General features: G+C 38.0%; 18 protein-coding genes and 1 tRNA gene. 14 read left to right on the top strand and 5 right to left on the bottom strand.

The annotated features are described in order from the left end of the window. Positions 1–198: 198 nt before the first annotated feature. From CHU_RS16370 to CHU_RS16355, 4 genes are read right to left on the bottom strand one after another with little or no spacing between them, the layout of a single operon-like run. Positions 199–1,401 (bottom strand): hypothetical protein, encoded by a 1,203-nt coding sequence (locus CHU_RS16370; protein ID WP_011586710.1) that lies wholly within the window; start codon positions 1,399–1,401, stop codon positions 199–201. After that, positions 1,402–2,295 (bottom strand): outer membrane beta-barrel protein, encoded by an 894-nt coding sequence (locus CHU_RS16365; protein ID WP_011586709.1) that lies wholly within the window; start codon positions 2,293–2,295, stop codon positions 1,402–1,404. It abuts the gene before it with no gap. A gap of 3 nt (positions 2,296–2,298) precedes the next feature. Next, positions 2,299–3,996, bottom strand: a complete 1,698-nt coding sequence (locus tag CHU_RS16360) for a DUF1501 domain-containing protein (protein WP_011586708.1) — start codon at positions 3,994–3,996, stop codon at positions 2,299–2,301. A gap of 12 nt (positions 3,997–4,008) precedes the next feature. Continuing rightward, positions 4,009–5,745: a DUF1800 domain-containing protein gene (locus tag CHU_RS16355; protein WP_011586707.1), complete on the bottom strand. Its 1,737-nt coding sequence runs from the start codon at positions 5,743–5,745 to the stop codon at positions 4,009–4,011. Positions 5,746–6,004: 259 nt separating this feature from the next. Between CHU_RS16355 and CHU_RS16350 the strand changes: the two genes are divergently transcribed. The 12 genes from CHU_RS16350 to CHU_RS19955 all read left to right on the top strand — a co-directional run bounded on the left by CHU_RS16350 (position 6,005) and on the right by CHU_RS19955 (position 18,809). Then, a complete protein-coding gene (locus tag CHU_RS16350; RefSeq protein WP_041932459.1) occupies positions 6,005–8,815 on the top strand; it encodes a 2-oxoglutarate dehydrogenase E1 component in 2,811 nt (936 codons plus the stop codon). 54 nt (positions 8,816–8,869) lie between these two features. After that, positions 8,870–10,414 (top strand): 2-oxoglutarate dehydrogenase complex dihydrolipoyllysine-residue succinyltransferase, encoded by a 1,545-nt coding sequence (odhB, locus tag CHU_RS16345; protein ID WP_011586705.1) that lies wholly within the window; start codon positions 8,870–8,872, stop codon positions 10,412–10,414. A 179-nt stretch (positions 10,415–10,593) separates the two neighbouring features. Further along, entirely contained in the window at positions 10,594–11,994 is a 1,401-nt protein-coding gene (gene lpdA / locus CHU_RS16340; RefSeq protein ID WP_011586704.1) for a dihydrolipoyl dehydrogenase, read from the top strand. A gap of 88 nt (positions 11,995–12,082) precedes the next feature. Beyond that, positions 12,083–12,544, top strand: a complete 462-nt coding sequence (locus CHU_RS16335; protein ID WP_011586703.1) for a hypothetical protein — start codon at positions 12,083–12,085, stop codon at positions 12,542–12,544. A 129-nt stretch (positions 12,545–12,673) separates the two neighbouring features. Beyond that, positions 12,674–13,210 carry an RDD family protein gene (locus CHU_RS16330; RefSeq protein WP_011586702.1) on the top strand — a complete coding sequence of 179 codons (537 nt, stop codon included), beginning with the start codon at positions 12,674–12,676 and terminating at the stop codon, positions 13,208–13,210. Position 13,211: 1 nt separating this feature from the next. Next, a complete protein-coding gene (locus CHU_RS19030; RefSeq protein ID WP_049755589.1) occupies positions 13,212–13,790 on the top strand; it encodes an RDD family protein in 579 nt (192 codons plus the stop codon). Positions 13,791–13,954: 164 nt separating this feature from the next. Then, positions 13,955–14,030: transfer RNA gene (locus CHU_RS16320), tRNA-Met, on the top strand. A 230-nt stretch (positions 14,031–14,260) separates the two neighbouring features. Beyond that, positions 14,261–14,593: a hypothetical protein gene (locus CHU_RS19685; RefSeq protein ID WP_011586700.1), complete on the top strand. Its 333-nt coding sequence runs from the start codon at positions 14,261–14,263 to the stop codon at positions 14,591–14,593. Between the two features lie 419 nt (positions 14,594–15,012). Beyond that, positions 15,013–16,599: a type I restriction-modification system subunit M gene (locus CHU_RS16310; protein WP_011586698.1), complete on the top strand. Its 1,587-nt coding sequence runs from the start codon at positions 15,013–15,015 to the stop codon at positions 16,597–16,599. Positions 16,600–16,616: 17 nt separating this feature from the next. Continuing rightward, positions 16,617–17,627 carry a virulence RhuM family protein gene (locus CHU_RS16305; protein ID WP_011586697.1) on the top strand — a complete coding sequence of 337 codons (1,011 nt, stop codon included), beginning with the start codon at positions 16,617–16,619 and terminating at the stop codon, positions 17,625–17,627. A 61-nt stretch (positions 17,628–17,688) separates the two neighbouring features. Then, entirely contained in the window at positions 17,689–18,591 is a 903-nt protein-coding gene (locus CHU_RS19025; RefSeq protein ID WP_177254180.1) for a restriction endonuclease subunit S, read from the top strand. Next, positions 18,516–18,809: a restriction endonuclease subunit S gene (locus CHU_RS19955; RefSeq protein ID WP_081428669.1), complete on the top strand. Its 294-nt coding sequence runs from the start codon at positions 18,516–18,518 to the stop codon at positions 18,807–18,809. The genes CHU_RS19025 and CHU_RS19955 overlap by 76 nt, the downstream gene beginning before the upstream one ends. Here CHU_RS19955 and CHU_RS19330 read toward each other — a convergent pair. Then, on the bottom strand, positions 18,802–19,866 hold the full coding sequence (locus tag CHU_RS19330; RefSeq protein ID WP_011586695.1) for a restriction endonuclease subunit S: 1,065 nt from the start codon (positions 19,864–19,866) through the stop codon (positions 18,802–18,804). The genes CHU_RS19955 and CHU_RS19330 overlap by 8 nt on opposite strands. Before the next feature lie 78 nt (positions 19,867–19,944). On the opposite strand from CHU_RS19330, the gene CHU_RS16290 reads away from it, so the two are divergent. Both CHU_RS16290 and CHU_RS16285 read left to right on the top strand, forming a co-directional pair. Next, positions 19,945–20,871: a tyrosine-type recombinase/integrase gene (locus tag CHU_RS16290; RefSeq protein WP_011586694.1), complete on the top strand. Its 927-nt coding sequence runs from the start codon at positions 19,945–19,947 to the stop codon at positions 20,869–20,871. A 132-nt stretch (positions 20,872–21,003) separates the two neighbouring features. Further along, positions 21,004–23,871, top strand: coding sequence for a type I restriction endonuclease subunit R (locus CHU_RS16285; RefSeq protein WP_041932458.1), 2,868 nt, complete (start codon positions 21,004–21,006; stop codon positions 23,869–23,871). Positions 23,872–23,892: the final 21 nt, after the last annotated feature.

Here is a 23,892-nt window from a genome sequence, read left to right as displayed (position 1 = left end):
GTGCAATGGATATTTCTTCTTTATTCAGTTTTCGAGAAGCACTTAAACGTGCCGAACCACGGCGTATGTATGTGCTATCTATGCCATTCGCCATGGTTTTACTCTATTTTGCCAAGGTTTGGCACGTTTACGCAAACGGGTTTATATAGTGTACAGAAGATTATTCGCGTAAACTGTCAACCATCTGTTGCAACTGGCTCACCAGCCCAGCTCATCTTTTGACAATTTAAAAACAGCGATGCGCGAAAACCTGCCTGCTACCTGTGTAGTAGCAAGCACAGCAATACCTCCGTCAATTGTCTGAATAATATTTGCCATCGCATACGGATTGGTTGCACCAAGATATTTTGTAGCTAATAATTGTTTGCTTACGGCATCATATGTGAATAAAGCTACCTGCGCATTTTTTGTGGTACTTGCGTAGACCAATACTTCCCTTCCATTCAAAGACAGTAGCTTTAATGCCATTGGTGCATCACGGATAAATTCAGGAATAAGAAAACCTTCCATATCGCTGCTGGAAGAAAAAGCGGAAGATGTAACCGGAACTGTTGCAGAAGGAATAATAAAATTATCTCCGTAAGCATACCGTGATGTTGCAATGTTATTTCCGCCCATTGGTACGACGCTGCTTATACAACGTTCATCTCTGTATCCTTGTGCAGCAGCTGGCTCATCTTCATTGTTCCAGTTAAAATCAAACATACACAGGGAAAGCGTATAGTTACAAAAGCCGTTAAAATAATATGTATTACCGGAAAGTTTGCCATTCAAAAACGGATATTTTTTTCCATTGCCCGTCAGGTGATCGATAATAGGTTGTTCAACATTAAAATCACCGGAACCAATGCCAAATGCACGGCTCGCGGTTACAGCACCGGTTGTGGAAACACGTGTAACCAATGTCTGCAGATCATCTTTATTATAATGCTGTATAATTATCTGTGCGTTCGAATTATCCAGCTCTGCAGATAATGGGTATTGCATCACATCAACGAATGCACGCTCTGTTGTTTTTCCTGATTCAGCAACTTCAAGAATATATGTTCCCAGATTTTGTCTGTCCATGCATACCACAAAACATTCATTTCCATTGCGTATTAAATTAGGCACCGCACTTACGTATATGTCGGATAATAATTCTGCAGATTGAACGCTGCCGTTTTTATCGATCTTCATAATGTAAATACCAGGGAATGCACTAATCTCAATTTTGGCAGCGCTTAAAATCAGAAAGCCTTCATCAGAGGTCTGTTCAATATCTAACGGTGTATATTGATTCGAATAAGAATTTTCATTATATATTTTTAAGAAGCCAGAGGGTTCGGCGTTCTTATTTTTTTTCATATCACAGCTGAATATGCCTGCAGCAAGAAGTATATATAAAATTACCTGTTTCATTTAGTCTACTGCTTTATGTGACGGAGAGATTAAAAATTTCATTGGGAATAAACAGCCGAATGAAAATGTAATGTTATTTAATTTCAGATCATCAGACACATCACCCGCGCCGGAAAGCGAATTAGATATATACCGGTTTTGTACATTGGAAATATTATTTAAGCCCATGCGATATGTGGCATCAAGGATCAGGCGTATGTTACCGACTTTGTAACTGGTACCCAGACCAAGCGCCGCACCTATGGAAGAATTGATAAATAAATCATCGGCTCCGATTATGGTAACCGGTTCAGTAAAACTCCGGCTTGTGCCGCCTGAATGATCCACGCCTTCAATATTCAATTGTTTTGTTGCGCTATTTAAAATAGCATAATAAAAGCCTGCCTGCACAAAAGGTTTGAATGCACCTGAAATTATATCATACCGGATGAACAACGGAAATTCAATATAATCCAGCTGCGTTTTTTGATTATACGTAAGCTGCAAATAATTTTGTACGTTGTTTGCATCATGCCATTCATACGTATTGGAATAACTGTATGTTTGTCTTCTGTAATTAGGCTGAAAGCTTGCGGTAAATTTCTGATACGAAAAAGAAAATTCCAGTCCAAAAGAGCCAGCCGGAGTTGTATAATCGGTATATGTTTTTTTATAGTCTTCAGCAGGATCTGTAGGAGATACAAAAGAAGAATAACTATTAATGATACGTACTTTCGTGAGATTCAGGCCTCCGCGAATACCAATATAGAATTGTGTTTTTTCAAAATTATTTGTGGGCAAGCCGCTCGCATGTGCTGATTTTTTTCGGTGAACCTGTGCGTGTGCTTGATAGGAGTATGTCCATGCACACAGGGAAAAAATAAAAATGCATGTATTGAATAACTGTTTTTGCATACACTATTTTTGAATAACAATTTTCTTGGCATCTTTAAAGTAAGACGTTTCAATCTGGTAGAAATACATGCCGGCTTTTATTTCCCGCAAATCTACAGAGACTTTACTTTCACCCACAGGATAGGTTTCAGAAACAATATTTTTTATCAGCTTGCCGGTACTATCGTGCAAGGATATGGTAACAACGCAACTGGTGTTAATATAAAATGTAATATCGGTAAAATTGACTGCCGGATTGGGATAACAATTATTCATGTAAAATCTATCGCGCACGAAATCATTTACACTGGAAATTAAATTATTATTTATAATAGGCAGTGTTGTACCTCTTCCGGGATAGTTCCCCCAAAGAATGCCAAACTCATTATCAACAAGACTTGCGTCCACACACATCCAGTCTTTAAGAATACTTGCATACACCTGTCTGTAATCAAACTGCATGGCTACATTGTCCTGCGTTAAGTCCGGGTTTGTGCCCGACAAGCCTGGTACAACACCTTTACCAAAGAGCATCATTGGCGCACCTATACCGTGATCGGTACCATAACTTCCGTTTGAATAAATTCTTCTGCCGAATTCAGATGTTGTCATAGTTAATACACGTTCATCGATACTCCGTGCTTTCAGATCATCCTGGAAAGCACGCATGGCTGAAGAGATGTGATACATCAAGGCGGCATGATTACCCATCGTTGCACTGGTTGTTTCAACCTGTTGCGCGTGCGTATCAAATCCGCCCATGCGGATCAGATAAATTTTTGTTTTCGATCCGCCCTGGATCAGATTGGCAATAATTTTTAATTTTGCTGAAAGCGGATTTTTAACACGTTGTTTCGGCGCGTTGAGCGGATAAGAAACCGGATACGAAATATTCGGGTCTGTTGCTTTTCCTTTATTGTATACCTGAAGAATGCGGCTGTGGTATTCATCTGATTTTTCTTCCAGATTAAGAATCCAGTTCATTTCTTTTCCATACGGAGAATTAGCTACAGACGCTGGCGGGATACCGCGTGCATCTATCCCCGGCTTATCATTGTATCCAGGCAGGGTATCAACCAGATCAAAAAAAGATTCCGGGTCATCTATCGCTATGGATGTTGGGATATTATCGTCCTGATGGAACACAAGCGAGAGATCATCATTGAACTCCAATGCCAATGGATCCGGCATGTTTGCATTCGGAAAATCAGCAGGATACACATCGGGCGCGTAATTATTTTTTAAATACCTGCCTGCCCAGCCGGATGTTAAATAATCAGAGGAGCCGCCACCCATAAATAATATATCCCGGCCTCTGAAGTGTGATTGGTTGTGATTCTCATACGATACACCCTGGATCATGCGTACCAGACCCTGATCATACATACTTTTCACGCCAACCATATCCGGGTGCAGGCCAATCTGGTCTGTATTGGCAAGCGTACTATCCAATCGGATAAAAGCCCGCGCGCCTTTATCCGGAATAGCAATGTTGGCGCGGACATTATAATAGCGGTCATAGTCAGAAACAGGTAACAGCATATTGATACCATCATTACCGCCATGCAGCTGTAAAATAATCAGTACCCGGTCGTTGGGGCAGTTAGCTGCCAGACGCTGTAAGGGCGACAATGTATCTGCCAGTATGTTGAAGTATGTACCATTGATTACAAACGGCAATGCCAGTGCAGGGAGTTTTGTTAAAAAATCTCTTCTTTTCATACCATTACTGAATTAATGAAGTTGAAATTCCGGTGACTGTAAGAGTGCGTTTACGAGGTCCTGTAACATGCCCCGTGCATCTGTTTTACTTGCAGGGACCGTATCTCCATTTGCCCAGCTGAACTGCCAGAATACAAGCGGGCCTTGCGGCAGCGCTTCCCCTAACTGAAAGAACTGTTGTTTGAAATAATTCAGACGCTCTGTTGTTATTTCAGTTATTTCCTGTGAAAGCGGAAACAGATATGAAATCAGTTCACGGATAAAAGCATCCGGATCTGCTGCAACAGATCCGAACCTGAGTTTCATATATGCATACAGATCAATGTTTATGGCGCCATCCATCATCATGTTGTCGGTAGTCATGCTTAAAAAAATAAAATTATATCTTCTGTTTAATGCATTGGTTGAGATCCATGCTCTGTTAAACATTGGATATTGATGGTATGCATCAAAGCCGGAAACATCTATCGGGTTCATGAAATTCATTCCCATGATCCGTAATTGGGTGAATAGATTATCCGTTGTTTTGTAATACGCATCCAATTGCGCGGGTAAGCTATATTCGAAGAAGCTGAGCGTTTCTGTAACAAGTTCCAGCGGTGATTTAATAATAGCACCGAACTTGTCGTTATCAACCGAAGCATCCATCAGATCATAAAAATACTGGCTACCCAGCAATTCTTTTATTACCGGTTCAATCTTGTATCCATTCGCTACAAACGTTGCTGCAAGCTCCGAAATGATGGTAGCGTCTATTGTTGCATCTATTTCGTGGTAAATAAAGAAGCGATAAATTTTGCGGCAGATATTTTTCGGACATTCCGCCTGAGAATAAATCAGATCCACCAGCTGGCTGATCTCATCGATCATACTTGCTTCCGTTGCCTGTCCGCTGCTTAGTAAAGCAGGGTTGGGCGTAATGGTAGCGTTGTTAAAACGTGCACTGAACTGTTTAACACTGTTGTCATGCTGCGTAGCAATTGTTGTGGCATTAGTTTTAGCCTTGCCTCTTGGAAGGCCCGTGTCTGCATCAAGTGTAGTGAAGGTTGTATTTGTGTCCCAGCCAGACATAACCAACGCCGCAGCTTTAACATCCTGTTCGGTATAATAAATATAATCGCCCTGAACGGTTGAGGGAGGAATATTTCCCTGTAAACCTTTTCCCAGCGTGTATAATTCAATCAGTTCCCTTCCGAAATTTTCATTCGGGTCACCTTTCACATTTAATTTGCCATCCAGTAAGATCAGCATGGCATTGTCAATACTTACCTTTTTTGTTAATTCCTTTAAATTAATCAAAGCCGGTTTACTGCCGTCCAGCGCATATTTCCGGAACAAAACATTCTGGAAATATAAAGCCCGGCTGTTACCCACTACTTCCTGTATGGTAGTTAAATGCGTGTGCAGAAAAAATACGATCTTTTCCCGTACCATTGCCGGAAGCCTGTTTGCTGAAGAAATATCCTGCGCCAGCATCTGTTTAAGCCACCAGCCTTTGAAGTATTCCTGCAGCACGGCATCTGTACTGTTCGCTGCGGTTGAAGGAGCAGTTACCCAGGTTGTGCCCGTTTTAAGATCAACCGGTGGTTGTGGTTCAGCTGTATCTGTAAATAACAGGGTTAAGGCAGCTGCCGGAGTGAGCGAAGAAAACGTATCTATTTCTCCTTTGTTTGGTCCAAAAGTGATGCGACGCAATAAATGCGCAGCACGTTTACGTTCAAGAATACCGGAAAATTGAACTAAGGCCATATTAAAAATTTATTCATTCAGTCAAACAATTTAACGATTAAGTTCAATAAATGGATGTCTTTTTATCCAATGTTTACATAAAAAGAGGTAAGTTTTTGAGATATAAGTTTAAAATTTAAGGTTTAAGGGACTTTTTTCATTTTATAAATAGTTAATTAACTTGTTGAAAATTAATATACATTTGAATATTCGAATATAAGGTTATGAACATTTTGCCATTTTATTACCTTTGTATCAACTTAATCGTAAAAAGTCAACCATGGATAATTATTCATACGTGTCAAATGCAGAAATCTCATACGTAGATGAGATGTATCAATCTTACCGCAAAGATCCTTCATCGGTAGATGAAACCTGGCAGAAATTTTTTGAAGGATACAATTTCTCTCTGCAGAAATACGGCGAAAAAGGTGCAACAAACGGCGGGAGCGCTGAAGCTCCTTCTGGCAATGGTGTAGCAGCGGTTGCATCAAGCCCGGCAACAACCGTTTCAGAAAAAGAAGTACGTGTACACTATTTGATACACGCCTATAGAAGCAGAGGTCACTTAAGATCTAAAACCAACCCGGTACGTGAGCGTAAGGACCGCAAGCCGTTGTTGGAGCTTACAGACTTTGGACTTACGGATGCAGATCTGGATGTGGTGTTTGAAGCAGGGAACGAAATCGGTATCGGTGCTGCCTCACTTCGTAAAATTGTAGAGACATTAAAATTCATCTACGAAGGTGCGATCGGTTTTGAATATATGTATATCCGTAAGCCGGAAAAACTGGCGTGGTTACGTAACAAGATCGAAAAAGAATCGCTTGCGCATAATTTAACATTAGACGAAAAGAAACGCATTCTTTCTAAACTGAATGAAGCGGTTGTTTTCGAAAACTTTCTTCATACAAAATATGTAGGTCAGAAACGTTTCTCTCTTGAAGGTGGTGAAACTACGATTCCTGCATTGGATAAAATGATTACTGCCAGTGCCGAACTTGGTGTTGAAGAAGTAGTGATCGGTATGGCTCACCGTGGCCGTTTGAACGTATTGGCAAACATCATGGGTAAAACCTACGAACAGATCTTTAACGAGTTCGAAGGAAATATCAAGCCGGATATGACCATGGGTGACGGCGACGTGAAATACCACATGGGGTATTCAAGCGAAGTGGTTACACCAAAAGGTCAGAAGATCAATTTGAAATTAATGCCGAACCCTTCTCACCTGGAAGCGGTAGATCCTGTGGTATTGGGATTTGTACGTGCTAAAGGAGATCGTTTGTATGGCTACGATTATAAAAAAGTATTGCCTGTATTGATACACGGTGATGCAGCGGTTGCGGCACAGGGTATTGTGTATGAAATTGTACAGATGAGTAAACTTGCCGGTTACCAGACTGGCGGTACCATTCACTTTGTAATTAACAACCAGGTTGGTTTTACAACGGATTTTGAAGACGCACGTTCTTCGATCTATTGTACGGATGTTGCTAAAATTGTTGATGCGCCTGTAATGCACGTAAATGGTGATGATCCGGAAGCGGTGACGTTCTGCATGCGTTTAGCGGCTGAATACAGACAAAAATTCAACGAAGATATTTTCATTGATATGGTGTGCTACCGTCGCCACGGTCACAACGAGAGTGATGAACCTAAGTTCACACAACCAAAATTATACAATGTAATTTCCCGCCACGCAAACCCACGTGAATTATACAATCAGAAATTGATTGAACGCGGTGATGTAGATGCTGAGATTGCTAAGAACATGGATCGCGAATTCAGAGACATGTTGCAGGATCGTCTGAACCAGGTGAAGCAAAAACCGCTTCCATATTCCTTACAGAAAATGGAAAAAGAGTGGACGGAACTTCGCAAGGCGACAAAAGAAGATTTTGATCAATCGCCCGATACATCAATTACACAAGAAGTAATTGATAAAGTAGGAAAGGCGATCACAGATATTCCGGCAGATTTCAAACCGTTGAAACAAATTGAAAAATTATTAAAAGACCGTAAAGAACAATTCCAGGATACAAAAATTGTGAACTGGGCAACGGCAGAATTACTTGCATACGGTTCATTATTATTAGAAAAGAAAATTGTTCGCTTCAGCGGCCAGGATGTTCAGCGCGGTACTTTCTCTCACCGTCATGCGGTATTGAAAGATGCTGAAACAAACGAACCATACTACAGCTTAAATCACATTTCAGATAACCAGAAACGTTTCCGTATCTATAACTCCTTATTATCTGAATATGGTGTGTTAGGTTTTGAATACGGTTATGCAATGGCAAACCCAAGTGCTCTTGTAATTTGGGAAGCACAGTTTGGGGACTTTGCAAACGGCACACAGGTTATGATTGATCAGTTTGTTACTTCAGGTGAAACGAAGTGGCAGCGTCAGAACGGCTTGGTAATGCAATTGCCGCACGGTTATGAAGGACAAGGTCCGGAGCACTCTTCAGCACGTTTAGAGCGTTTCTTAGGATTGTGTGCGAACAACAACATCATCGTTACAAACATCACAACGCCTGCAAACATGTTCCATGCACTACGCAGACAGCTGAAGTGGGAATTCCGTAAGCCGTTGATCAACATGGCACCGAAGTCTTTATTAAGACACCCGTTGGTTGTTTCTGACTTAAAAGAATTTACAAGCGGACGTTTCCAGGAAGTGATCGACGATGCAAACGTAGATGCTAAAAAAGTAAAACGTGTATTGTTCTGTACAGGTAAAGTGTATTACGATCTGTTTGAAGAACAAAAAAATGCGAAGCGTAATGATGTTGCGATTGTTCGTATCGAGCAATTATATCCATATCCTGAAAAACAAATGGCTGCTGTATTTGAGAAATACAAAGGTGCAGAATATGTTTGGGTACAGGAAGAACCATATAACATGGGCGCGTGGGGTTACATCTTACGTAGAATGTATTTGATGAACAATACAGGTATCGAAGTTATCGCCCGTGATGAAGCATCTTCTCCGGCAGTAGGTTATTTAAAAGCACACAACGAAAAGCAGGCAGAGCTTGTGAAACGTGCCTTTGCTGAGAAGATCGAAAAAATGAATATCCGATAAGCTTATACTTATCTAATTAAATAATTAAAAGAATTTTTATTGAAACATTGAATTATGGCATTTGAAGTAAAAGTACCTACAGTAGGTGAATCCATCACAGAAGTAACCATCGGAAGATGGAATAAAAAAGATGGAGAGTTTGTAGATGTAAACGAATTGATTTGCGAGATCGAATCAGACAAAGCAACGTTTGAATTAAATGCTGAGAAATCAGGTATCTTAAAATTAAACGCGAAGGAAGGCGATACAGTAGCAATTGGCACTGTTATCTGTTCCATCGAAGAAGGTGCAGGTTCTGCCGCTGCCAAACCGGCAGCAAATGCAGCTCCTGCAGCAGCGCCAGCGGCTACTCCGGCAGCACCAGCTCCGGCAGCATCTAATGCAGCACCGGTAGAAGTTAAAATACCAACCGTTGGCGAATCCATTACAGAAGTAACCTTAGGTGCATGGTCTGTTAAATCAGGCGATGCAGTAAAGGCTGGTGATCTGTTATTGGAAATAGAATCAGACAAAGCAACATTTGAATTGCATGCTGAAACAACAGGTACAATAGAAATATTATCTAAATCCGGCGATACAGTAGCGATCGGAACAGTCGTTTGCAAAATCGTTCCGGGTGCGGGCGGTGCTTCACAGGCAGCAGCTCCAGCTTCTGCGCCGGCAGCAACAGCAGCAGCTTCATCTGGCGGCGCAAACTATGCAGGAGGGCATGCTTCTCCGGCAGCTGGTAAAATATTAAATGAAAAAGGCGTTGATGCTTCTGCGGTTGCAGGTTCAGGTAAAGATGGCCGCATTACAAAAGAAGACGCACTGAAAGCATCTGCAGCTCCGGCAGCAGCAGCAAAACCAGCAGCAGCAGCTTCAACAGCGGCTCCGGCAGCTAAAGCATCAGCAGCGGGCCGTGCAGACGACCGCGTAAAAATGACAAGCCTTCGTAAAACCATTGCACGCCGTTTGGTTGCCGTGAAAAACGAAACAGCCATGCTTACTACGTTCAACGAAGTAGACATGAAGCCTGTTATGGACATGCGTTCTAAATACAAGGATACCTTCAAGGAAAAATACGGCATTGGCTTAGGCTTTATGTCATTCTTCACGAAAGCGGTATGTATGGCGCTTCAGGAATTCCCTGCCGTAAACGCATACATCGATGGAGATGAAATTGTATACCATAACTTCTGTGACGTATCGGTAGCGGTATCTACGCCGAAAGGTTTAGTAGTTCCTGTAATCCGTAATGCGGAAACAATGAGCTTCAATGAGATCGAAGCAGAGATCGTACGTTTGGCAACACGCGCACGTGACGGTAAATTAAGCATCGACGAAATGTCTGGCGGTACATTTACCATCACAAACGGTGGTATCTTCGGTTCTATGTTGTCTACACCGATCATCAACTCACCGCAATCTGCGATCTTAGGTATGCACAACATCGTTGAGCGTCCGGTAGCAGTAGGCGGACAGGTAGTGATCCGTCCGATCATGTACTTAGCACTTTCTTACGATCACCGTATCATTGACGGCCGTGAGTCTGTAGGTTTCCTGGTACGTGTGAAACAATTGCTGGAAGATCCGAGCAGATTGTTACTAGGAGTTTAATGAGTTACGAGTTGCTAGGTACTAGTTACTAGACTAGTAACTAAAATTCGTAATAACCTCTATTAATAAAGATATTATAAAATAGTATAAAAAATTAAACAGTACTTAACGTTATCAGCATCTAGTAACTAGCAACTAGAAACTCGTAACTAAAAAAGTACCTAGTAACTATAAAAGATATGTACGACGTAGTAGTTATCGGTTCTGGTCCTGGTGGGTATGTAGCAGCAATCCGTTGCGCACAGCTTGGTATGAAGACCGCATTGATTGAAAAATATAGCACGCTGGGTGGTACCTGCTTAAACGTAGGTTGTATTCCTTCAAAAGCTTTACTGGATTCATCTGAACATTATTACAATGCAACACACACGTTCAAAGAACATGGCATTGATGTAAAAGATGTAAAAGTGAATCTGAAACAAATGATTGACCGCAAGGCAGGTGTTGTAAAACAAACATGCGACGGCATCAACTATTTGATGAAGAAGAATAAAGTCGATGTGCATACAGGCATCGGTTCTTTCGTTGATAAAAACACGATTAAAGTAACCGCTGCTGACGGAAGCGTGAAAGAATTGAAAACAGCGAAAACAATTATCGCTACCGGTTCTAAGCCTACATCGTTACCAAATGTTGCAATCGATAAAAAACGAATCATAACTTCTACGGAAGCATTGGAACTGACAGAAGTACCAAAACACCTGATCGTTATTGGTGGCGGCGTTATTGGTATGGAACTTGGTTCGGTATATGCACGTTTGGGCGCGAAAGTTTCTGTCGTTGAATTCATGGATACCTTGATTCCTACGATGGATAAAGCGTTGGGTAAAGAATTGATCAAAGTTTCTAAAAACCATTTAGGTTTCGATTTTTACTTCAGTCATAAAGTAACAGGCGCAACGGCTAAAGGCAAGGAAGTAACGGTTACGGCAGAAGATAAAGACGGTAAAGTACTGGAATTGAAAGGTGATTATGTGTTGGTAGCAACAGGGCGCCGTCCGTACACAGAAGGTTTAGGCCTTGAAGCAGCAGGTGTAAAATTAGACGAACGCGGCAGAGTAGCTGTTGACGGCCACTTACAGACAAACGTTCCGGGCATTTATGCAATCGGTGACGTGGTTGTTGGCGCCATGCTTGCACACAAAGCAGAAGAAGAAGGCGTGTTTGTTGCAGAATCGATCGCCGGACAAAAACCACACATCAATTATAACTTAATACCGGGTGTTGTGTATACCTGGCCGGAAGTTGCAGCGGTTGGTTATACCGAAGAGCAATTGAAAAAGGACGGCAAAGCATACAAAGTAGGAAACTTCCCGTTCAAAGCATCCGGTAGAGCGAGAGCGAGCATGGATCTGGATGGTTTTGTAAAAGTACTTGCCGACAAAGAAACAGACGAAATTTTAGGTGTACATATGATCGGGCCACGTGTGGCAGATATGATCGCAGAAGCAGTGGTTGCAATGGAATTCAGAGCATCAGCTGAAGACATCAGCAGAATGTCTCATGCGCATCCAACGTTCACAGAATCATTTAAAGAAGCGTGTTTAGCTGCTACGGATAACAGAGCGCTTCACATTTAATTCAACGAATAGCAGGTAAAAGGTCAGTCAATTGTTGACTGACCTTTTTTTATATTGTTTTCTCTTATCAATTTTAATTTTATTTTAAATGGACATTTTAGACAGCTCAGAAATCGGATCAGAAAGTGTATTTGCCCTGACAAATTCAATGAAAAAACACTTAACACAAACGGCTAAATGGGGAAAGTTCCTGGCTATTGTGGGTTTCGTTGGAATCGGTTTTATTTTAATCGGTGCGTTCACTATAAGTATGGTATTTGAAAAGTTAGCACAGATGAGTATGGGACAGTTTGATTTTAATATCGTTGCGGCTCTTACGTTTTTCTATTTATTGATGGCAATATTATGGTTTGTGCCCGTACTGCACATGTTCAACTTTTCTACCCGGATGTTAAAGAGTATCCCAACAATGGACATTTACGGTATTGAAAAAGGATTGTCGAGTTTGAATTCGTTATTTAAATTTTATGGCATTTTCACCCTTATTATTTTAGGACTATATGCTCTTGCATTGGTTTTTGCTGTTGCAGGGAATGTCTTATTTTCATAAATACGGCATAAAAAAACAGATCGTTGATGTTAAACGTGAAATAGAGACATACTGTTTTATTTTTAAAACAGACACGTATCCTGCATACCTTCACAACTGTATTAAGAGACACACATAAACAATAAGCCATTGACAACAATCATTGATGAGGAAAACGATCCGGTAGAACAGGATTACGCGGCTCCTGGCAAGCGTATTTTTGTTGTGCTGATTGATGTAGTGAATTGCTGGATATTATCGTACCTGGCATCCTTTATATTTACCAATACCTATGAACGGCCGCTTTATATAAGCTGCATCAGCCTGCTGCTTTTGTATAAGGTTGTTGCAGAGAAAAAGGGCTGGCAATCGTTTGGTAAAATGATGTATAAGCTTGAGGTATTGGTTGCAGACGGCAGCAAACCCGGCTGGCAGCACGTAATCCGGAGGAACATTGTCTGGCTTTTGCTGATGACTGCGTACACGGTTTATTTTTATGTGCTTATTCCGCGCTTTGGTTCTGATTTTATCAGCATGCCTATTTTGTTTTCTCTGGTGAGTGTACACGACCTGTTTAAAGTAGGCTTATTGGTGATTGCACTGGATATGGCTTTTGTATTTTTCACGCCGCAGAAACAGGCCTTTCATGATATGATAGCGGATACGATTGTACTTGATAAAAATTAACATGCAACAGGAAATAATAGATGTGCTGAGTGAAGAAGCCGAAGCAGACAATGTTGTGTATGCGACATTCTGGAAACGTGTTGGCGCTACATTATTGGATGGATTGATTTTAAGCCCGGTGAATTATGGTCTCATATTTTTATCGATGGTTTATTATAAGATCTATGTGCTTGCTGTATTATCCGGAATGGTCCATTTGGTTTATAAACTTTATATGGAAAAAAAATATGGACAGACACTCGGAAAAATGGTGGTTAGAATTAAAGTGACCGGCGATGCATTCCAGCCGCTTGATTACGCTCAGACGTTAAAACGCAATTACTACTATGTCCTGTCAATGATCTTTTCTGCAATAATCTGTATGAATTTATTCAGCACAGAAGCTTTTCAGCACGCAGATACCTATATGGAACTAATGAAGGCACAGCAGATGCAGGCACCGGTCTATAAATATTTGCAGTATGCATTTTCAGGAGTATTTTTTATTGATATCCTGTTTATGTTAAATGATGACCGGAAAAAGACCGTACACGATAGATGGGGGAACACTGTTGTCATTAAAAAACCGGCTGATATGTAATAGTATCAGACTGATTACAAGCATAAAAATGAATATATCCAGCTTTACAGGCTTATTTAGCCAAATAATTTGGCGTTTTCAGTAAATTTTTATACATTTGCAAACCAAACAATCAGAAAGTTGTTCTGATTATCTGAAAAAGACGAAATATACCAAAAATATACCGCGGGATGGAGCAGTTGGTAGCTCGTCGGGCTCATAACCCGAAGGTCACAGGTTCGAGTCCTGTTCCCGCTACCATTGAAGAAAACCCTTAGTTTGAAAAAGCTAAGGGTTTTTGTTTTATTCTAATTATCGATACATATAAACGTATGTTAAAAGAACAAAATATAGGTCTTCATTAATATTACATTCTAGTTGATTTTATTGATTTAAAAAACATTTGTATCATTAACGCCCCCTTATGATGAGAAATTCATAAGACTAAGCCCTTGAAAGAGGGCTTTTATTTTTAATAACAAATACAACGTATGGAAAAGGTTATTTTTTATTTTGATGGGTTTAATTTTTATATTGGCCTCAAACAAGCAGGATGGAAAAAATACTATTGGCTCGACATGGTGAATTTTGTTCCAAATTTCTTAAACCAATCAGGAATTAGTGGAGGTGAATTATTTCTCTGCCAGGCCTATAAAAAAGGCAAGCAGGAAAGGCAGGATCTTTTCTTCTCGGCAAATAAATTGAATCCAAAGTTTAATTTATATCTGGGAAAATATCTTCCAAAGAAGATTACATGTTCATCCTGCTGGGCAATAAATAATACATTTGAAAGAAAAACAAACAGACGTCCACATTGCAGTTAAAACGGGATATTATTTTAGAAAAATGTGATGTAATAATTTTAATATCTGCTGATAGTGATATTGTGCCACCCATTGATTTGATAAGAGAAATAAAACCGGAACAGAAAATTGTCGTTGGTTTTCCATCACTCCGGTTTTCGTATGATTTGCAAAATAAAGCGAATTCAAGTATAATATTAAAAAATTTTGAATTACGTTTTAATCTTCATTGTTGCCAAGTTCTATAAGACTTCCTAACGTCACATAATTGATAAACCGATTAAATGGAGTTAGGATTTATATATTTTAAATTTTATTGCTCGCTAATATTTAAAAGAACCCTTAGTTTGAAAAAAGCTAAGGGTTTCTTGTTTTAAAATTTTACATTTGGGATTACAAATCCTTTAGGTATATTTTTGAACATGTAATAAACCATTGAAATGTCAGAAGATCAGAAACGAATATTAGAACAGCAGCTTTGGAATATTGCTAATACCCTTCGAGGTAAAATGAATGCAGATGAATTCCGTGATTATATTCTGGGATTTATTTTTTATAAATATCTGAGTGAAAAAATGGAGATTTTTGCCAATGATATTCTTAAGCAAGATAAAATAAGCTTTCGCGAAATAACTCCTAAACTAAAACAAGGCAAGGAATATTTAGAAGCAATCAGAGAAGAGGCTTTAGAAAAATTAGGTTATTTTTTAAAACCGGAAGAATTGTTTAGTGAGGTAGCGAAGAGGGGTAGAGGTTCCAATGACGAAGGAGAAAATTTTGATGAAGCTAAAACAAATTTCATTTTAGAAGATCTTCAAAAAATTTTAATCAATATTCAGCTAAGTACCATGGGTACGGATAGTGAAGAGGACTTCGATAATCTTTTCGAGGACATGGATTTGAACAGTACCAAACTGGGCAAAACGCCAGATGCACGAAATGCGATTATTGCAAAAGTCCTGACTCACCTCGATAAGATAGATTTTAAATTAGAAGATTTAGAGTCGGATGTATTGGGAGACTCGTATGAATATCTCATAGGACAATTTGCAAGTGGTGCAGGGAAAAAGGCAGGTGAATTTTATACTCCTCAGCAGGTTTCTAAAATCCTCGCAAAGATTGTTACTACAGAAAAACATAAACTAAAGTCTGTGTATGATCCTACATGTGGTTCGGGCTCTTTATTGCTTAGAGTAGCGAGAGAAGTAAAAGATGTTGCAAAGTTTTACGGACAGGAGATGAATCGTACTACGTATAACCTTGCACGAATGAATATGATCCTGCATGGTGTGCATTACAGAAAATTTGATATAAAGCAGGAAGACACGCTTGAGCATCCACAGCACATGGGGCAACAGTTTGAAGCTATCGTAGCCAATCCACCTTTTTCAGCGCAATGGAGCGCGAACCCATTGCATTTAAGTGATGATCGTTTCAGTCAATATGGTAAACTGGCTCCGGCAAGTAAAGCAGATTATGCGTTTGTACAGCACATGGTACATCATTTGGCGGAGAATGGGATCATGGCGCTTGTATTACCGCATGGCGTATTGTTTAGAGGTGGAGCAGAACAACATATCCGTAAATATTTGATCGAACAGAAAAATTATCTTGATGCAGTGATCGGCTTGCCGGGAAATATTTTTTATGGAACAAGTATTCCAACCTGTATTCTGGTGATTAAAAAATGTCGCGAAATGCCGGATAATATTTTATTCATTGATGCCAGCAAAGAATTTGAAAAAGTAAAAACGCAGAATATTTTAAGGGAAAAACATATTGATAAAATTGTTGATACATACCGTAGCAGAAAGGAAATAGAAAAGTACAGTCACTGTGCTTCGTTAAAGGAAATCGCTGAGAATGATTTCAACCTCAATATCCCACGATACGTAGACACGTTTGAAGAGGAAGAAGAAATAGATATACAGGCAGTGATGGCTGAAATAAAAAATCTTGAAGCCAAGCGTACGGATCTGGATAAACAGATTGATGTGTATATGAAAGAACTTGGATTGGTATTTTAATTTTTAGGAAAGCAGATATGCAGGAAAAGCAAAACATCATTATTTATAACACCCAAGATGGGAAAGCTGCTGTTTCCTTATATGCAAAAGATGGCTCTGTATGGATGAATCAGCAGCAACTGGCAGAGCTTTTTGACACAACCAAGCAAAATATAAGTCTGCACATTCTTAATATACTTGAAGAGAACGAGTTAAATGAAGCGGCAGTTGTCAAGGATTACTTGACAACTGCCGCGGATGGAAAAAACTATAATGTAACTTTTTACAGCCTGGATATGATCCTTGCAATCGGGTTCAGGGTTAGAAGTAAAAGAGGGACACAATTCAGGCAGTGGGCAAATCGTAACTTAAAAGAGTACATGGTAAAAGGATTTATCATGGACGATGAGCGATTGAAAAATCCGGATGGCAGACCTGATTATTTTGATGAATTGCTGGCTCGTATCAGAGATATACGTGCTTCTGAGAAAAGATTCTATCAAAAAGTACGTGACCTGTTTGCGCTTAGTAATGATTACGATAGCACCGACAAAACCACACAATTGTTTTTTGCCGAAACACAAAATAAGCTGTTGTTTGCAATTACAGGAAAAACAGCAGCGGAAATAATTGTAAGCAGAGCTAAAGCCGATGAACCCAATATGGCTTTGACCAGTTGGGAAGGAAGTATTGTACGAAAGCAAGACACCTTTATTGCTAAAAACTATTTAACAGATGATGAAGTTGATAGTCTTAATCGTTTTGTAGTTGTGTTTCTGGAAACCGCTGAATTGAGAGCGAAAAACAGACAGGATATCACAATGAATTTTTGGAGGGAAAACGTTGATAAAATTATAGCGCTTAACGATAAACCTATACTGAAAGGTAAGGGAAGTATTAGCCATACACAGATGGAAAAAATGATAGAGCACGTATATAAAACATTTGATGCGAAACGAAAACTTGAAGATGCTCTGAATGCGGATGCGGAAGATCTGAAAGAGATAAAATCATTAGAAGATAAAATTAAGAACAGAAAAAATAAATAGTCAGCATATTTTTTAAGGGTAAAATCCTTAATGTTTATAGCTAAGAAAATAAATGACCAATATGGCAAAAGCTGGTAAAAAAAATACTAACGTTCCTAATTTGAGATTTCCTGAGTTTGATGAGGAATGGGAAGAGAAAACGTTGGGGGAGATCTGTGAAATGCAAGCTGGAAAATTCGTTAGTGCTAGTGAAATAAAAGAGCAGCATTTTGACGGCTTATTTCCTTGTTATGGTGGAAATGGATTAAGAGGTTATACTAAATCATATAATTACGATGGTAAATATTCCTTAATTGGTCGACAGGGAGCATTATGTGGCAATGTAAATTTTGCTAATGGAAAATTTCATGCAACAGAGCATGCAGTGGTTGTCACCCCGTTAAATGGCATTAATACAGTTTGGATGTTTTACTTGTTAACAAATTTGAATTTAAATCAATTTGCTACAGGCATGGCCCAACCAGGACTATCTGTACAAAATTTAGAAAAGGTTGAGAGTACAATTCCTAAAGCTATAGATGAGCAAGAAAAAATTGCTTCTTTTCTAACGCTAATTGACGGACGTATCTCAACTCAAAACAAAATAATTGAGGAGTTAAAGTTGTTAAAGATTGTGGTCAGTCAGAAGATATTTTCTAGACAATTGCGACTTAAGGATGATAAAGGAAAAGAATTTTCAAACTGGGAAATAAAGAAATTAGAAGAAATTTGTGAAAAGAAATCTTCTAGTATTTCTGCAAATAAAATAGAAAATAATTTCGGGGAATATCTTATTTACGGAGCATCAGGGATTTTAAAGAAGGTTGATTTTTACGAAGAAGAAAATGATTATGTCAGTATTGTAAAAGATGGTGCTGGAGTCGGTAGGCTTTTTTATTGTAATGGTAGATCTTCTGTTTTAGGAACAATGGATATAGTAAAACCCAAAGACACAACAAGCGCTTATTTTTATTTTGTTTATTAAGCACTATTGATTTTACAAAATATGTAACTGGTAGTACAATTCCTCACATATACTACAAAGACTATGCAAATGAAACTATTGAACTACCATGTTTTGAAGAGCAATTGAAAATTTCAAATATTCTTTTCCTTATCAATAATAAAATAGAATTGGAAATAAAAGGACTCCATCAAATGGAAAAACAAAAAAAATACTTATTGGCTAATCTTTTTATATGAACATTTTTTTTAGTACATACTGCTTCTGCCTTATTAAGGAAGTTTTAAGAGATTTTTCAACTTGGATCTTTTCTGTTAAAAGATCCAAAAATTTAGAGATTTGATACTGTTGATTTATTTCAGGAAAGGCTACATTGAATTTTTCAAGATCTTTTTTCTGGATATTAGGTAATCCCGAGCCTACGCGAAGAGACATTATTAAATTCTCAGAGAATTTCATAAAGTAATATAGGTATTTATTAGAAATTTCTGCGTTGATTTCGGATAGTGTGTAACAATGTCCCCCGCTCCAAAATTTCTTATCATTGAATTGGACATAGCCGCATGAATTTCCTCCTTCGCTAATAGAGATAGTATTACCAACACAATTATATTGTGAGTAATATCCCGATGGAGTAATTCCTCCATTCATTACTGCGTAAAGTCCTGATTCACTTAACACCGAACTGTTAATTTGCTCGCCTTTTTTTATAGTGCAGATTGAACCTAAGCTTGCTTTTTTGAATTTATATCTGTGTCCATGAAATATAATTTGGCTAATTGATTTAATAAGTAATTCTAATTCCTTAATTATTTTGTTTTGAGTTGAGATACGTCCGTCAATTAGCGTTAGAAAAGAAGCAATTTTTTCTTGCTCATCTATAGCTTTAGGAATTGTACTCTCAACCTTTTCTAAATTTTGTACAGATAGTCCTGGTTGGGCCATGCCTGTAGCAAATTGATTTAAATTCAAATTTGTTAACAAGTAAAACATCCAAACTGTATTAATGCCATTTAACGGGGTGACAACCACTGCATGCTCTGTTGCATGAAATTTTCCATTAGCAAAATTTACATTGCCACATAATGCTCCCTGTCGACCAATTAAGGAATATTTACCATCGTAATTATATGATTTAGTATAACCTCTTAATCCATTTCCACCATAACAAGGAAATAAGCCGTCAAAATGCTGCTCTTTTATTTCACTAGCACTAACGAATTTTCCAGCTTGCATTTCACAGATCTCCCCCAACGTTTTCTCTTCCCATTCCTCATCAAACTCAGGAAATCTCAAATTAGGAACCTTGGCTACGTGAGTATCTCAAATCCTTTCTGCCTATATTTTAAGATTGATAATTAAAAAAATAGATTCATGAATGAGCAGAAGAGAATTGAAGAGATTATCCACTTGTGGAAAGCAGACAAAAAAATGTATGTTAAAAAATCAAGCTTTTCAGCATATATGCTGTTACTTGAAAATCATTTATTACCTGTGTTCGGGAATAAATATGTTGTTGAAGAGGTAGAAGTACAAACTTTTGTATTTCAGAAATTGCAACAGGGACTGAGCCAGAAAACAATCAAAGATATGTTGATTGTTTTAAAAATGGTGCTCAAATTCGGAGCTAAAAACAAATGGTTAACATATCATCCGTTCGATATTCAGTTTCCGACACAAAGAGAAAAGCAAACGATAGAAGTATTGAGCAGAGGCGATCAACGGAAAGTAATGCATTATGTTCAGGAGCATTTTACTTTTCGAAATTTGGGTATATACATTTGTCTGAGTGCAGGTATCCGGATAGGAGAGATATGTGCTTTAACTTGGGAAGATGTAGATACTGAAAGAGGAATTATCCATATCCGCAGAACAATACAGCGAATTTATAACATAGAAGATGGAATGCGTAAGACAGAACTTATGCTGGATACACCTAAAACTAAAAATTCAATCCGTGAAATTCCTATGAGCGGTGATCTGTTAAAAATGCTTAAACCCGTGAAGAAAATTATCAATAATTCTTTTTTTGTTCTAACCAATGATGTAAAACCAACAGAACCCAGAACGTATAGAAGTTATTATAAAAAATTGATGAAAGAACTGGCTTTGCCTGATCTTAAATTTCATGGCCTTCGGCATAGCTTTGCCACCCGATGTATTGAAAGCAAATGTGATTATAAAACGGTGAGTGTGCTGTTAGGTCATTCCAATATCAGCACTACATTGAACCTGTATGTGCATCCTAATCTGGAGCAGAAGAAAAAAGCCATTGATCAGATGTTTAAAGCATTGAAGTAATATTATGCATTGTATAATACCTGGATTGAACTAAATCCGGGTATTATATAAAAAATTTATAGCTGTTTCCAATTATTTTTTGAGTGAGTCAAATAGTTTGTTTATCTTTTGAGCATAATTTTTATACTAAAGATGTCTAAACAATCGGAACAAATATTAGAGGAACAATTACTTATTCAATTGCACAAACTGGGCTATGAAAAAGTAATTTTGCCAAATGAAGACGCATTGCTGCTTAATCTGAAAAAGCAGCTTGAAAAGCACAATAAAATTACTTTTTCAAAAGCCGAGTTTGATAAGGTCTTAAATATTGTAAATAAGGGCTCTGTTTTTGAAAAAGCTAAAATACTTCGACAAAGACAACATATTATAAGAGATAATGGCGATAATCTGTATTTTGAATTTCTTAATACAGACTATTGGTGTCAGAATGAATACCAAGTAACAAATCAATTATCGCAGGAAGGCAGATATCTGAACCGGTATGATGTTACCTTATTAATTAATGGCTTGCCGTTGGTTCAGATAGAACTTAAGAGAAGAGGCCTGGAATTAAAAGAAGCATTTAACCAGATAGATCGCTACAGAAAACATAGCTTTGGTTCAGGCCATGGTCTATATCATTTTGTACAGTTATTTGTGATCAGCAATGGTGTTAATACAAAATACTTCGGAAATTTTGGAATACACAAGCAGGAATATTTGCAGACGTTTCACTGGACAGACGAAAACAATAAACCGCTTAATAATATTCTAAATGGTTTTACAGATACATTTTTAGAACCCTGTCATATCAGTAAAATGATATGTAAGTACATCGTTCTTCATGAGACAGAGAAGAAGCTCATGGTTTTGCGTCCTTACCAATATTTCGCAGTAGAAAATATTATTAAAAAGGTAAAGGAAAATGAAGTACTCAATGGTTATGATATAAACAAAAACGGTTACATCTGGCATACTACAGGTAGCGGTAAAACCCTTACCAGTTTTAAAGCAAGTCAGATACTTTCAAATATTCCTGCCATCAAAAAAGTGGTGTTTGTGGTGGATAGGAAAGATCTGGATTATCAGACGAATCAGGAATATGAAAAGTTTAGTCAAGGGTGTGTAAGCAGTGTTGGTAATACAGATGATCTTATTAAAAAGTTTAATGATCCTGCGGAACGTATTATTGTTACTACGATTCAGAAATTAAATAACGCAATTTCGGGTAAAAATATTTATAAAATGAAAGCCATGCAAGATCAACGCATGGTTTTCATTTTTGATGAATGCCATAGAAGTCAGTTTGGAGATACTCATAAAAATATCGTAAGTTATTTTACCAATATTCAGTTATTTGGTTTTACTGGTACTCCAATATTGGTAGAGAATGCCAACGGTGAAAAAACTACAGCAAGCTTGTTTGGTAAATGTTTGCATAAATATGTGATTACGGATGCAATACGTGATGAAAATGTTTTGCGTTTTTCGGTAGAGTATATTCAAACCTTTAAACAAAAAGAGCACATCGTTGATTTAAAGATAGAACAGATCAATGAAACAGAAGTATTTGAAGCTCCTGAACGCAAAGAAGCAATTGTAAATTACATTTTGCAACATCATAAACAAAAAACGCAGCAGGGCAAATATTGTGCAATGATGTGTGTACAGGATATTGATTCAGTGATCCAGTACTATGAAATACTAAAAGCAATGAAAAAGGCAGGAGAACATCAACTGAAGATTATAACCATTTTTAGCTTTGCTCAAAACGAAGATCCATTGGATTATGAAATTAAAACGGAATTAAGTGTGGTTGAAGAGCCAAAAGCATTATATGGCCTTCCACCACACAGACGGGAATTATTAGATGCTTATATAGGAGATTTTAATCAGCTATATGATACGGCTCATAGTACAAAAGACTCTCAAAGTTTTTACACGTATTATAACGACGTAGCTAAGAAGGCAAAAAATAATGAGATGGATATTTTATTAGTGGCCAATATGTTTCTTACCGGTTTTGATAGCAAATATCTCAATACACTTTATGTTGACAAAAATCTTCAATATCATGGATTGATACAAGCATTTAGCCGAACAAACCGAACGCATGATAAAAATAAGACCCAGGGAAATATTGTTTGCTTTCGGAATCTGAAAGATAAAACAGACGAAGCGATAACGTTGTTCAGCAATCGGGAAGCAATTGATGAAGTAATCGTAGCGCCTTATGAAACCTATGTGGAAGAGTTTAATAAAGCCGTAAATCAATTAAAAGCAATAGTTCCCAATGTAGATTCAGTCGATGATTTATATACAGAAGAAGACCAGCTGAAGTTTATTCTGGCTTTCAGAAATATGATTCGGCTACATAAGAAAATGAGTCATTATACAGAATTTACCTGGGATGATCTTGAAATTGAGGAGCAGAGTTTTTTAGATTACAGTAGCAAATATCAGGATTTAAAGGACAGTATTGTTCATAAATCTGATAAAGAAAAAACATCTATTCTGGATGATATTGATTTTGAATTAGAGCTGATCAAAAAAGACACGATCAATGTTTCTTACATCGTACAACTCTTATTTAAACTTAAAGTGAAGAAAGGTAAAAAAGATAAAGAAGAAGTTGAAAAAGAAATTTTCAATCTGCTTAATACTGAAGTTTCACTTCGCAGTAAGAGAGAATTAATTGAAAAATTCATCAAAGAAAATATGTCCAAGATTGTTGAAGCCGAAGATATCGTGGATGAGTTTACGAGGTTCTGGAACGAAGAGCAGCAAAAAGCGTTTGATGAGTTAGTGCAGGATGAGAATCTTTCTGCTGAACGTACACAGCACCTTATCGAAGGTTACTTATTTTCTGAACAGGAACCTTTGAGGGATGAAATCTTAAAATTGCGAAATGAAGGAAGGCCTAGTGCTTTGCAGGCAAAAGACATTAGCAATAGAATTTTACAACGGATTAAAGATTTCGTAAATACATTTATAAATGGAATGAATATAGCAGCGTAAAATGTTAATCTAATTTATTAA

It is taken from the genome of Cytophaga hutchinsonii ATCC 33406 (assembly GCF_000014145.1).
Taxonomy (GTDB): domain Bacteria; phylum Bacteroidota; class Bacteroidia; order Cytophagales; family Cytophagaceae; genus Cytophaga; species Cytophaga hutchinsonii.
The sequence above is the reverse complement of the archived record's forward strand: the minus strand, read 5'-3'. Positions and strand labels throughout refer to the sequence as shown.

What these genes read in the sequence shown, in the direction of transcription:
- CHU_RS16370 (WP_011586710.1), bottom strand. Translation starts at nt 1,401, where the DNA reads ATGAAACAGGTAATTTTATATATACTTCTTGCTGCAGGCATATTCAGC.
- CHU_RS16365 (WP_011586709.1), bottom strand. Translation starts at nt 2,295, where the DNA reads ATGCAAAAACAGTTATTCAATACATGCATTTTTATTTTTTCCCTGTGT.
- CHU_RS16360 (WP_011586708.1), bottom strand. Translation starts at nt 3,996, where the DNA reads ATGAAAAGAAGAGATTTTTTAACAAAACTCCCTGCACTGGCATTGCCG.
- CHU_RS16355 (WP_011586707.1), bottom strand. Translation starts at nt 5,745, where the DNA reads ATGGCCTTAGTTCAATTTTCCGGTATTCTTGAACGTAAACGTGCTGCG.
- CHU_RS16350 (WP_041932459.1), top strand. Translation starts at nt 6,005, where the DNA reads ATGGATAATTATTCATACGTGTCAAATGCAGAAATCTCATACGTAGAT.
- odhB (WP_011586705.1), top strand. Translation starts at nt 8,870, where the DNA reads ATGGCATTTGAAGTAAAAGTACCTACAGTAGGTGAATCCATCACAGAA.
- lpdA (WP_011586704.1), top strand. Translation starts at nt 10,594, where the DNA reads ATGTACGACGTAGTAGTTATCGGTTCTGGTCCTGGTGGGTATGTAGCA.
- CHU_RS16335 (WP_011586703.1), top strand. Translation starts at nt 12,083, where the DNA reads ATGGACATTTTAGACAGCTCAGAAATCGGATCAGAAAGTGTATTTGCC.
- CHU_RS19030 (WP_049755589.1), top strand. Translation starts at nt 13,212, where the DNA reads ATGCAACAGGAAATAATAGATGTGCTGAGTGAAGAAGCCGAAGCAGAC.
- CHU_RS19685 (WP_011586700.1), top strand. Translation starts at nt 14,261, where the DNA reads ATGGAAAAGGTTATTTTTTATTTTGATGGGTTTAATTTTTATATTGGC.
- CHU_RS16310 (WP_011586698.1), top strand. Translation starts at nt 15,013, where the DNA reads ATGTCAGAAGATCAGAAACGAATATTAGAACAGCAGCTTTGGAATATT.
- CHU_RS16305 (WP_011586697.1), top strand. Translation starts at nt 16,617, where the DNA reads ATGCAGGAAAAGCAAAACATCATTATTTATAACACCCAAGATGGGAAA.
- CHU_RS19025 (WP_177254180.1), top strand. Translation starts at nt 17,689, where the DNA reads ATGGCAAAAGCTGGTAAAAAAAATACTAACGTTCCTAATTTGAGATTT.
- CHU_RS16290 (WP_011586694.1), top strand. Translation starts at nt 19,945, where the DNA reads ATGAATGAGCAGAAGAGAATTGAAGAGATTATCCACTTGTGGAAAGCA.
- CHU_RS16285 (WP_041932458.1), top strand. Translation starts at nt 21,004, where the DNA reads ATGTCTAAACAATCGGAACAAATATTAGAGGAACAATTACTTATTCAA.